General features: G+C 41.2%; 8 protein-coding genes and 2 tRNA genes. 3 read left to right on the forward strand and 7 right to left on the reverse strand.

Going from position 1 to position 11,919, the window contains the following annotated elements:
* Positions 1 to 63: 63 nt before the first annotated feature.
* Positions 64 to 1,176, reverse strand: coding sequence for an agmatine deiminase (gene aguA, locus H5123_RS03725; RefSeq protein WP_124016337.1), 1,113 nt, complete (start codon positions 1,174 to 1,176; stop codon positions 64 to 66).
* A 941-nt stretch (positions 1,177 to 2,117) separates the two neighbouring features.
* A tRNA-Ser gene (locus H5123_RS03730) sits at positions 2,118 to 2,207 on the reverse strand.
* 273 nt (positions 2,208 to 2,480) lie between these two features.
* Between H5123_RS03730 and H5123_RS03735 the strand changes: the two genes are divergently transcribed.
* Both H5123_RS03735 and fabA read left to right on the forward strand, forming a co-directional pair.
* Entirely contained in the window at positions 2,481 to 4,220 is a 1,740-nt protein-coding gene (locus tag H5123_RS03735; RefSeq protein ID WP_124016527.1) for an AAA family ATPase, read from the forward strand.
* A 75-nt stretch (positions 4,221 to 4,295) separates the two neighbouring features.
* On the forward strand, positions 4,296 to 4,811 hold the full coding sequence (gene fabA, locus H5123_RS03740) for a bifunctional 3-hydroxydecanoyl-ACP dehydratase/trans-2-decenoyl-ACP isomerase (protein ID WP_124016336.1): 516 nt from the start codon (positions 4,296 to 4,298) through the stop codon (positions 4,809 to 4,811).
* 91 nt (positions 4,812 to 4,902) lie between these two features.
* Here the strand turns inward: fabA and rmf are convergent, their stop codons facing one another.
* The 5 genes from rmf to rlmKL all read right to left on the reverse strand — a co-directional run bounded on the left by rmf (position 4,903) and on the right by rlmKL (position 11,504).
* The gene (gene rmf, locus H5123_RS03745; protein ID WP_124016335.1) at positions 4,903 to 5,079 is read right to left on the reverse strand and encodes a ribosome modulation factor; all 177 of its coding nucleotides are present in this window, start codon (positions 5,077 to 5,079) and stop codon (positions 4,903 to 4,905) included.
* Between the two features lie 230 nt (positions 5,080 to 5,309).
* A complete protein-coding gene (locus H5123_RS03750) occupies positions 5,310 to 7,199 on the reverse strand; it encodes a DUF3466 family protein (protein WP_182697067.1) in 1,890 nt (629 codons plus the stop codon).
* Between the two features lie 25 nt (positions 7,200 to 7,224).
* Positions 7,225 to 9,141 carry an ABC transporter ATP-binding protein gene (locus H5123_RS03755; protein ID WP_182697068.1) on the reverse strand — a complete coding sequence of 639 codons (1,917 nt, stop codon included), beginning with the start codon at positions 9,139 to 9,141 and terminating at the stop codon, positions 7,225 to 7,227.
* A 1-nt stretch (position 9,142) separates the two neighbouring features.
* Positions 9,143 to 9,379, reverse strand: a complete 237-nt coding sequence (locus tag H5123_RS03760) for a glutaredoxin family protein (protein ID WP_182697069.1) — start codon at positions 9,377 to 9,379, stop codon at positions 9,143 to 9,145.
* Positions 9,366 to 11,504 (reverse strand): bifunctional 23S rRNA (guanine(2069)-N(7))-methyltransferase RlmK/23S rRNA (guanine(2445)-N(2))-methyltransferase RlmL, encoded by a 2,139-nt coding sequence (gene rlmKL, locus H5123_RS03765; RefSeq protein ID WP_124016331.1) that lies wholly within the window; start codon positions 11,502 to 11,504, stop codon positions 9,366 to 9,368. The genes H5123_RS03760 and rlmKL overlap by 14 nt, the downstream gene beginning before the upstream one ends.
* 296 nt (positions 11,505 to 11,800) lie before the next feature.
* Here rlmKL and H5123_RS03770 point away from each other — a divergent pair.
* Positions 11,801 to 11,876 (forward strand) — tRNA-Met (locus tag H5123_RS03770).
* The last annotated feature ends 43 nt before the right edge of the window (positions 11,877 to 11,919 follow it).

Here is an 11,919-nt window from a genome sequence, read left to right on the forward strand (position 1 = left end):
TGAAAGCCAATTGTGTTGCAACAACAGTGACATACATGGTCATTGTGTTCTCCTTGGGTTCACTTATTTTCCAGAGGGGATCTGTTGGGTAATACAATGGATATTGCCACCACCTAATAAGATCTCGCGAGCAGGCACACCGACAATCTCATACTCAGGGAAAATCTCCTGCAATTTTTGGGCTGCGATATCGTCGGTTGCAGGATCGAGTAGCGGGAAAACGATACGCTGATTGGTAATTAAAAAGTTCGCATATGAACCCGCTAAACGCTCACCCGCAGTGCGAGGCACACCAGTTCCTTCCATTACGCCTTGAGATTCCTCTTCGGTACAATACAAAGGACCCGGTTGTGGCAATAGATGGATTTTTAACTTACGCCCCTTTGCATCCACAGTACTTTGCAAAATATCCAACGCGGCTTTTGAACGAGGATACTGGGGATCGGTTTGATCATCAGTCCAGTGTAAAACCACTTCACCAGGGCGAACAAAACAGCACATATTGTCAATATGTCCGTCGGTCTCATCCATGTACACGCCTTCTGGCAACCAGATAAACTGCTGCACATTTAAATAATCGCCCAGTAATGCTTCTATCTGTTCACGACTCAGATCTGGGTTGCGGTTGCTGTTGAGCAAACATTCGGCTGTCGTTATGCAGGTGCCTTCACCATCAACATGAATTGAACCACCTTCGAGGATCAGCGGAGCGACATAACGTTCAAAATCATGCTGTGTTAGCATCTTTTGTGCAACTTGCTCGTCCTTATCCCATGGAGAATACAAGCCACCATTGTGACCACCCCAGGCATTAAAGCTCCAATCAACACCACGGCGTTCGCCCTTGGCATTCATTACTACAGTAGGCCCAGTATCGCGAGCCCAACAATCGTTGCTCTCTATTTCGACCAAAGTGACATGGGAAGGCATCACTGTCTTAGCTTGAACTAAAAATTCTTTAGGTACCCCCATATAAACGGGTGTAACTGCACCAATGGCATCGGCCACTTTGGCAAACGTCGCCTGAGCATAAGCACCTGCAGAGCGCCAGTTATCAGGACGATACGGCCAAATCATCCACACCGCTTGTTGCGCAGCCCATTCAGCGGGCATGTAAAAACCATCTTGTGATGGCTTAGTCGTTAACTGCGTGGCATCCACTGTCACGTTTGTCATGAGTTTTGTCTCCAGTAATGCTGAAAATCTATAAGGGTGTGCGTCCTAACATAGGACGACAGAATAAAAATACACCTAACGTTAATCAAATCAATAAATCGAATTACCGCATTCATCAGGCGATAGTTAGGCCAAAATTGCCACGTCTTCACTCGGTGAGTTTCAGCTTGGTTGAAATATTACTGTGTATCTTATCATTTAAGACTGCTTGCGTTGGATAGTTGTATGCAGGGCATAGATAATAATTTGTAAGGTAAGAAGGTTGCAAGCTTAATGCACTCTTGATGAGTGCAATCACGCAATGGGATACATAATTTACGCCTTAAGGCACATTTCTGGGCAATTTTTAGTGACATAGTTATTAAGGCTTTTTAGGTGTTGCTAATATCTAACGGACTACCTTTATGAAGTGTCTACTATTCTAGAAGCTTATCAGGTTCAAAGTCTTATCTTTCGCCAAACAAAAAGCCTTATCATTTCTGATGAGGCTCTCTCGTTGAATGTGAGGGCGGGATAGCTTTCTTTTATAAAGAGGACCCGTGGGTTCAAAGTCCTATCTATCGCCTAAACGAAAAAAGTCCCATCATTCCTGATGAGGCTTTCTCGTTGAATGTGGCTGAGGGATAGCTTTCTTTTATAAAGAGGAACCCGTGGGTTTAAAGTCCTATCTATCGCCTAAACAAAAAGGCCTTATCTTTCGATAAGGCCTTTTCATTGAATGTGGCTGAGGGATAGTGATCTTTTATAAAGAGGAACCCTAGGTTCAATTTCCTATCTATCACCTAAACGAAAAAAGGCTCATCATTTCTGATGAGCCTTTCGTCTTTAATATGGCGGAGGGATAGCGATCTTTTATAAAGAGGAACCCTAGGTTCAATTTCCTATCTATCACCTAAACGAAAAAAGGCTCATCATTTCTGATGAGCCTTTCGTCTTTAATATGGCGGAGGGATAGGGATTTGAACCCTAGAACGGGATAAACCGTTGCCGGTTTTCAAGACCGGTGCATTCGACCACTCTGCCATCCCTCCGAACGGGCTGAATAATATAAGTAACGCGTTTGCTTGTAAACCATAATTGTAAAAAAAACATCTGAATGCATAGCAATTAATCAGCATGAACATATTTTTATCATTATTAAAGTATTTTTGAATCAGACTGACCTTAGTAAAGTCGCTTTTGGCGGCTGACAGGCGTAATAACCATGAGATAAGCGCTAACAATTGAATCTGCTAAGGCTTTTACGACGCTTTATGCTAATATCATTTTATTATTTTTCGTTGCCGCAGCTAGATTACTACTATATGAATTCAACGCTATTGCCTAGTGCCAAACTCGCTCCTCAGTATCATTTACCTGACCCATCGACTTCAGCATTTTTTCCAAGTCATATCTTACTTGGTCAAGAACGAGTAGTTGATACCTTCAAACTAATGAGCAAAATTAATTCGCAACATCTATTTCTTGCTGATTTTTTGGGTGTGGATAGACCACTATTTATTAATGCGTTAGTAACCCAAGCTAATACACCGTCAAACCAATATCTTGTTGCTACAAAAAAAACGCACGAAGAAGATGAGATCCAGTTTAAGTGGCAGCAAACTCTGCCACCAGAGCATGTCGGTATTATTGCTAGGCAAGAATCCTTGTCTTGTTATTTACAGGGGACGATTCGCCGTGCAGACCTGCTCGGAAAAATGCTTAAAACCGATAAATCCAGTGTTTATAAACCTGGAGCATTAGCGAAAAATCATTTTGTGTTTATTTGCTTAGCATCATTGTGGCAACGTGAGAGTTTGTGGGATTTGTTGATGCAGATTCTCCACGACGGCTTTTATCGGATTAATAACGAACTCGCTCCTATTCCGCTTAATTGTAAGATCGTGCTTGTCGGAAGCGGTTTATCCTATAGCCAGCTTCGTGTTGAAGATAGGCACTTTAGTCGACATTTTCCGCTGCTTGCTGAAATGAGCAATGAAGTAGATTTAACCCAACATCCTGAGTCTTCATATGTGCAGTGGCTAAATGTACTTGCCCAGAGTGAATCAGTTGAGTTAGAAACGTCAAGTTTACTGCCGTTGTTTTGGTATAGCTCTCGTTTGGTCGAGCATCAGCAACGTTTAAGCTTAAGTATGTTGGAGTTTAGGCACCTGTTAGGTCAAGCAAAAGCCTATTGCGGTCAATCAGCGTTAAATGCTGCGGCGATAGCCAAAGCACTCGAAAAATTAACCTTCCGCCACAATAGTTCTGAAGTGTATTCAGCCCAAAGTTTTGATGACAACTTCATAAATCTGCCAACTAAAGGTGCTATGGTAGGTCAAATTAATGCGCTTACTGTTATTGATACTGGAGACTATACCTATGGTGAGCCTGCACGTATTACCTCATCAGTGCATTATGGTGATGGTGAAGTCGCGGATATTGAACGTAAATCAGAATTGGGTGGCAATATTCATGCAAAAGGCATGATGATCCTATCGTCTTGCTTGTATCGTATTTTCGGTCGAGATGCACCTCTTCACCTCAATGCTAATATCGTGTTCGAGCAGTCTTATCAAGAAATTGATGGTGATAGTGCTTCACTTGCTGAATATTGCTGCTTAATGTCTGCAATAGCAGAGCAACCGATTATCCAAAGTTTAGCGGTGACTGGTGCATTAGATCAGTTTGGTAATGTTCAAGCCATTGGTGGTGTGAATGAAAAAATTGAAGGCTTCTTTAATTTATGTCAACGCCGCGGGTTAACAGGCGATCAAGGTGTTATTATGCCTAAGGCCAATGTCTTGCAGTTGAATCTTGAACCGGATGTGATTGAAGCTATTGATAAAGGATTATTCCATATCCATGCAATTGAGCATATGGATCAAGCAGTTGAACTGCTAATGCAAATGCCCGCTGGCGTTGCTAATGAAGATAATGACTTTGCGCCAGAGACGCTTTACGGATTAGTACAACAGCGTTTAGATAAGTTAGCAGGGCAAGATGATGATGACGTTGAATTGAACTTTTTTGCTAAATTGTTAGCTAGATTACGAATTATTTAGTGATCGGAGTTGTTTAGCGTACACGTGTTCGCTATCTTGTTAAGATTATCAGTCAATTAAGTGGTATCGATTTCAATGGAAAAAGCTAATAGTTTCACTAAAGAGCAACTTGTCGCATGTGGTCATGGCAATCTTTTAGGCCCAAATAGACCCCGTTTACCTGTAGACAATATGTTGATGATTGATCGTATCATTACCATTAATGAAGATGGCGGTGAATATGGTAAAGGTGAAATTATTGCCGAACTTGATATCACTCCAGATCTTTGGTTTTTTGATTGTCACTTTAAAGGCGATCCAGTAATGCCTGGTTGTTTAGGTTTAGATGCTATGTGGCAGCTGGTGGGGTTTTTCCTGGGTTGGGAAGGCGCTGAAGGCAAAGGTCGTGCATTAGGTGTAGGTGAAGTGAAGTTCACCGGCCAAGTATTGCCTGAAGCTAAAAAAGTCACTTATAAACTTAACATTAAACGTAAAATTCATCGCAAGTTAGTGATGGGTATTGCTGATGCAACTATGGAAGTTGATGGCCGTCAAATCTACTCAGCTACTGATCTAAAAGTGGGTATTTTTAGCGATACGTCGACGTTCTAATCGTACGGATTTAGTTTTACGTAACTGTTATATTTCACTAATGCCCTCCGATACTTATCGCGAGGGCATTTTGTTGCGTGTTACTTAAGTATTACTTGTTAAATAGTCCATTAAGCCGACCATCAATACCTTCGCGCCACCCGCCTAACCAATGAGACCGTGAATCCAGATTTGAATGGGGACAAATCTCCTTAGAGCGCCCTCCAACTCCGGCTTGAAATCCTTTTGAAAATGCTCTGTCTAAACGATCTCTTTTCTGTCTTTTCATACATGAGTCCTCTTCATTGACGGGCTTCTATTTGACGTGATGAAGTTGAAGCCTTAGCTATAGGAATAGAACGTTTTTTAATCGAAATCAATTAAAAAAAACATCATTTGACTGATTTTTTATTAAGGTGTTGAGAATTAAGTTAAAAAAAATCGAGGAATTTATCCTCGATTTTTTGTGCTATTAGACTGCCTCTAATTTGAGAAGCTATTTGCTAACTAACAGTAAAACTATTTTTTTACTCGGCGACGCAACCATAATAATGGCAAGGCAAACAACCAAGCAAAACTGGCGGCGCCTTGACGCACATAAGGCTCTTCTTCAACACTATCAGAAGTAGTACATGCTTCACCTGAAGTTTGCTTCAAAATAACCATACGCGGCAAATAGGCTGTCACTGGAGCACCGTTACCATCTAATTTGAACAGAGGTAAACCATTGTCGCCAACAACCACGTTACCAGTGATGGGATCTGTTTGATATTGTGGTTTACGAATAAATGCTGTGCCGACAATCGTCCCGTCTTCACTAATACCGTTCGCCTCAACGATTTTAATATCTGAACTATAGGTTAACGTTTCACCTGTGCCGTCTTGAATACTCACCTGATGACGAACCCATTCCCCGTCAGTATTTTGCTCATAGCCTTTCGAGCCACATACAAGACGATCGTTTAAGTTAACAAATTCACTGGTGTTATTATCAAATAAGAAACCCACTTTTGGACGGGGCTTTTCTTTGTCGTAAGTCGATTCAACATAACCAACGACTTGGCCTTTATTATTAATATCTTTAGGTTTGCTACTTAAATCCGACAATGTAGTTTGGAAGTCATTCGGTGTAACAATGCCTTGTTCAGGATTATTGGTATCTAAGGTGAAGAATTTATTACGTAAATAACCGCCAATATACTTTTGATAACTACCGACTAAAATACCATCATCATTTATATCATAAGCAATTGAGTTAGTGACTTCATCGTCCATTTTAACCCAATTATATTGATACTCTCCATTGGCATCCTTTTTCCAATAAGCTGCATCAAAATATAGCTTATCAGTATCACCGCCGCGATAAACGTGTGAACGTCCAGCAACATCACCAATACTATTAATGCCTAATGCTTGCGAGGTATAAATGAGCGTTGAATCGGCTGATGGCGTTAAGCCTAACGGTAATTCGGTACGACCAGGTACACCACTATCGTCTAAATTGTTTAAATCCCACACTAATGCGCGTGTTTGATAAAGAATATAACGACGGTTATTAGTATCTGGGTACTGAGAATCCTGAACACAAATTTCCAAAGGCGTAGGATTATCAGTCTCGGTATCTTGCGCACTGGTAATACAAGTATCAATACGATCTTTACTTGATGAAACTAATGCTGTGCTGCCATAACCAACAACGAGGTTATTATCATTTACACCAGCAGCAACAGATGAACCGCCTAGCTCTACGGTAGCGGCACTAATATCACCACTTTGAGCACGCTCATAAGTGGTATAAGGCGGCGATAATGAGAATTCAACATCGTCTTTTACAGCAACAGCGCGAAGCTCAAAGTCACGATAATACCAAAGTTTTTGGGTAGTACTCGTTCCAACATAAGGTAAGGTTTTTTCGACACCAGTATATGCGCCTACTTTGGTGCCATTACTGTTTAAACCATAAAAGAAAGTATCAATTGAATTAATAATTAACTCGCCATCACTGCCTACATCTGTAGGATTAGTGGTGCCAGCTAAGCTATAAAATGTCGGTGTCCAAGCGCCTTCAGCTGCGTTTGCACTGGTTGTTATAGTAAAGTTGTTTGCTTCAATAGGCTTTAGCACTGAATAGGTTATTTCTTCAGCACCAGATATACCGTCTTCAACATCAATAATGCCGCCGGCAATGTCTTCAGTGCTAAGTTTCTTTTTACCTTTTGAAATGCCTACCACTTCATCTTGATTGTTCACGGCCATGGCATAGCCATTACGTGTACCGTCAATGGTGCCCTTCAAGTCGAAATTTTCGATATTAACAATTTCATATATGGGTGCAGCTTGTGCTGAACCAATCACACTTAATACACCTATCGCAACGAGGGACAAGGCTTTATCAAACTTTAACTTCATGTAACTATTCCTGTTTTATTATATTTTACTTCAGTGACTCAAGCTCTTCCCATCGCTCGAAGCAAACTTCTAAATTTTGTTCTTTTTCTGCTAACAACTGCAGTGCTTTATTAATCGAGTCTTGTGGTTGATTGTAAAAATCAGCACTACCGACAGTTTGCTGCAATTGGGCAATCTCTTGCTCGAGCTGTTCCATTTGGCTCGGAAGCGTATCTAATTCTTTTTGCAATTTATAAGACAGTTTTTTAGTGACTTTCTCAGGTGTGCTTACAGGCTTAGTTTCAACCACTGCGGAAGTTTGGACAACAGTATCTGCAACAGGTTCCTCAGAATAAAATTTTGCGCCTTGAGCAACGGCATCTTGGTAACCACCAACATACTCAGCCCATTGTCCATTACCGGCAAACCACCAACTGCTGGTAACCGTATTGTCGATAAATGCTCTATCGTGGCTCACAATAAGTAATGTTCCAGCAAAATCGGCAAGTAGTGACTCTAGCAACTCTAGTGTCTCAATATCAAGATCGTTTGTTGGTTCATCAAGAATAATAAGATTGGCTGGACGCAGTAACAATCTTGCTAATAGCAAACGGTTTTTCTCGCCACCAGAAAGGGCTTTTACTGGCGTACGTGCACGCATTGGCGAGAATAAGAAATCTTGCAGATAACTAAGAATATGGCGGTCTTGGCCATTAATGGTAACGGTACTTTTACCCTCGCCCACGTTTTCTTCGACTGTTTTCTCAGGATCAAGCGCTTCGCGATACTGGTCAAAATAGGCGATATCTAGCTTGGTACCGACTTTAATTTCGCCAGATTGAGGTTGTAGCTTCTCGATCAACAACTTGATTAAGGTTGATTTACCACAGCCATTTGGACCAATTAATGCTATACGGTCACCGCGTATGACAGTAGTACTGAAATCTTTAACTAAATTTTTATCCGGCAAATTATAGTTAACATCTTTAATATCAAAAACTAACTTACCAGAGCGTTCGGTATCCGATACCGACATTTTGGCATTACCTTGGCGATTTAAACGTTCACTACGTTCGGTACGTAACGCTTTTAGCGCTCGAACACGACCTTCATTTCGAGTACGACGTGCTTTAACACCTTGACGGATCCAGGTTTCTTCGTCGGCAAGTTTTTTATCAAAGTGAGCATTTTTTTCTGCTTCTACGCGTAACCATTCTTGCTTACCATCCAAATAGGCTTGGTAGTTACCTGGAAATGAGACCACCACACCACGATCTAAATCGACGATACGGGTTGCCATTCTTTGAATAAAACCACGGTCATGGCTTACAAATACGATGGCACCTTTAAAGCTTAATAAAAATTGCTCTAACCATTCAATGGTATCGATGTCTAAATGGTTGGTGGGTTCGTCAAGTAACAGTAAATCAGGGTTAACCACAAGTGCTCGAGCTAATGCCACTTTACGCTGCCAACCACCAGACAATTCATTTAATGGCTTATCAGGGTCTAGACCTAATAACTGACAGTTTTGAATAATCCGCGAATCTAATTGCCAACCGTTATTATGATCTAATACTTCTTGCAGACGCTGCATTTGGTTGAGCATACGTTCCATCTGCTCAGGGTTAGCATCTGCAACATCGTGTGATAGTTGATGATACTTCTCTAACGCTTCGCCAATTTCTTTAAGACCTGCTGCAATATAAGCGTAAACGGTTCCAGTTTCAGCTTTAGGAGGATCTTGTTGTAAACGACTTACATTGACGTCATTGGCAATATTAAACTCGCCATCATCAAGCAGTACATCACCTGATAACACTTTCATTAAACTTGATTTGCCGGCACCGTTGCGACCAACGATACACACACGCTCACCTGGCTCAATGGTAAAGTCTGCATTAAGCAGCAAAGGAATGTAACCGTAGGCTAACGAGCCATTATTAATACGTACCAGACTCAATCTAAACTCCTAAAAAATCTTGTAATTGTGCGGCATCGAAAGGCCAGAATAACTCACGTTCACCCTGTACAAATACAGGGATGCTCATGCCATAACGCTCTGCAAGTATGGCGTTATCACATATATCGATGTGCTGATAATCTATTGCGGTTTGCTCAACCAATGCTTGGGCGATATCACACAGATGGCAACCCTCTGTGTGATATAACACATAAGCGACTGAACTATTTTTTTGCATGAGTCAGTAGCCACACATTATGGATATGCGGATTACGCTTATAATCCAGCGGTAAACATAAATGGTCAATATTCGTCACGTCGATACCTGCTTGGTTCAACGCTTCGATATCCATTTTAAATTTACGTTTGTTATTGGAGAAAATAAGCTCGCCATTTGGAGACAGTAGCTTAATCAACCCGCCTAACATCTCGGCATGGTCGCGTTGCACATCCCAACTGTCTTCCATGCGTTTAGAGTTAGAGAACGTAGGAGGATCAATAAAGATAAGATCAAACTTCTGGTGGCTGTTTTCTTTAATCCACTGTAAACAGTCTGCTTGAATAAAGTCATATTGTTTACCAGACAATCCGTTTAAGGCAAAGTTTTCTTTAGCCCAACTAATGTAGGTATTAGACATATCAATAGTAGTGACAGATTTTGCCCCGCCAATTGCAGCATGTACAGACGCAGAACCAGTATAAGCAAATAAATTAAGGACATTTTTACCCTTAGATTTATCACCCACTAATTTACGCGTAACACGGTGATCAAGGAACAAACCAGTATCTAAATAACCGGTTAAGTTAAGCTTGAATTTAGCACCGTATTCTTCAGTGATAACTTCTACTTTGCGCTCATCGATCTTCTGATACTGATTAGCGCCTTTCTGACGTTCACGAGTTTTTAACGTAATACGATCAGGATGGATCCCTAAAGCACTAGGCAATGCTAATAGCACATCACTAATACGGCGCTTGGTAACCGCTTCAGGAATTGTTGCTGGAGCAGAATACTCTTGGATAACCACATAATCGACATATCGATCAATCGCAACATTATATTCTGGTAAATCAGCATCATATAAACGGTAGCTATCAATACGTTCTTTTTTAGCCCATTTTTCAAACTGTTTAACATTCTTTTTAATACGATTCGCAAATGCTGGAGCTATGTCGATGATATCAACACCTTCAGGCAATTCAGGTACGTCGCGACGGGTACTGTTTGCGTGTAAGGTATAAATGTTAAAAGCACATTCTAATGCACCGTTAAACATTTTCATTTGCTTGTCGGCTTTAAGCTTAAGCGATGAAATGAGTTCAACATCACTGCACAGCATGGCAATTTTCCAGCCACCAAACTCTTTTTTAAACTTATCACCAAGTTGATAATAAAGTTGTAAAAGCTCAGTGACATTACCTAAACGCTCACCGTAAGGAGGGTTAGAGATCAAAAAGCCTTCGCTTACCGGAGGTGTGACATCGAGTGCATCAGACACGCTAAATTCAATTAATTCAGCAACACCAGCATTTTCAGCATTGCGTTTAGCGATAGAGATCAGGTGTGGTTCAATGTCTGAACCGTAGAATTTGAGTTTGCAACGGGTTTTCCCCAAAGTTGCACGCGCTTGAGCTTCGTCAAAAATAACCTGCCACATCGCTTTATTGTGGCTCTGCCAATTTTCGAAACCAAATTTTTCGCGTTTGAGTCCTGGTGCAATATCAGCAGCCATTAATGCCGCTTCTATTAGTACCGTGCCGCTACCACAAAATGGGTCAAGCACTGTAATTGGATTTGCTTGCCAGCCACTGCGTACTAACATATTGGCCGCGAGGTTTTCCTTTAATGGTGCTTCGCCTGTAGTTGAACGGTATCCACGTTGATGCAATGACGCGCCTGAGAAGTTCATTGAAATAGTCAACTGACCATTTCGATAATGGGCATCAATTTTAAAATCGGGATTAACACGTTCTACATCTGGACGAGGAGTACCATCGTCACGAAAACGGTCAACAACCGCATCTTTAATTTTCAACGCGCCAAATTGAGTGTTGTTAATGAAACCACCCGTGCCGTGAAAATCAATACTGAATGTTTTCTTATGGGAAAAATGCGATGGCCAATCAATACAGTATGCCGCGTTATAAAGTTGCTCGGCAGAATCACAGGCTCCTTTATAGATCACTAATACGATACGGCTCGCTAAACGAGTCCATAGTGTGATTCGATAAGCCAGCTCTAATGGAGCAGTAAAATACACCCCAGCAACACTTTCTTTAACGTCGGTTGCGCCAAACTCTTTAAGTTCAGAAGCAAGGCTATATTCGAACCCCTTTGGGGCAGCAGCAAAAAAATTAAACATGTATTTAGTCAGTCATCGGTTACGCAAAATTCAGTGCAGCATTATACCTGTTCAAACACATAACCCCAACGACTTATCGAAATGGGCAGTTAAATTCCCTTATTTTAGGCTTAATAACCTTATATCGTTCGATAAAGCAGTAACTCGCTTATTTTACCAGCAAACAAATAGCTACAACCTAGATTTTACTTGCAAATAGAAACGGGGATCGCTATAGTTCGCCCCGCTTTGAAGCAGACAGTTAAACACGCTAACCAGCGAGTTTAGTAAGCTAAATCAAAGTAGCGTCAATCGGACGCGGGATGGAGCAGTTGGTAGCTCGTCGGGCTCATAACCCGAAGGTCGTAGGTTCAAGTCCTACTCCCGCAACCATTTCTTTAATCAATAGAATAAAAACAATTGATAGCGTTTTATC

Source organism: Shewanella sp. SR43-4 (assembly GCF_014163845.1).
Lineage (GTDB): Bacteria > Pseudomonadota > Gammaproteobacteria > Enterobacterales > Shewanellaceae > Shewanella > Shewanella vesiculosa.

Bases quoted from the DNA above. Each gene is read 5' to 3' on its own strand.
- aguA (WP_124016337.1), bottom strand. From the start codon at position 1,176: ATGACAAACGTGACAGTGGATGCCACGCAGTTAACGACTAAGCCATCA.
- H5123_RS03735 (WP_124016527.1), top strand. From the start codon at position 2,481: ATGAATTCAACGCTATTGCCTAGTGCCAAACTCGCTCCTCAGTATCAT.
- fabA (WP_124016336.1), top strand. From the start codon at position 4,296: ATGGAAAAAGCTAATAGTTTCACTAAAGAGCAACTTGTCGCATGTGGT.
- rmf (WP_124016335.1), bottom strand. From the start codon at position 5,079: ATGAAAAGACAGAAAAGAGATCGTTTAGACAGAGCATTTTCAAAAGGA.
- H5123_RS03750 (WP_182697067.1), bottom strand. From the start codon at position 7,199: ATGAAGTTAAAGTTTGATAAAGCCTTGTCCCTCGTTGCGATAGGTGTA.
- H5123_RS03760 (WP_182697069.1), bottom strand. From the start codon at position 9,379: ATGCAAAAAAATAGTTCAGTCGCTTATGTGTTATATCACACAGAGGGT.
- rlmKL (WP_124016331.1), bottom strand. From the start codon at position 11,504: ATGTTTAATTTTTTTGCTGCTGCCCCAAAGGGGTTCGAATATAGCCTT.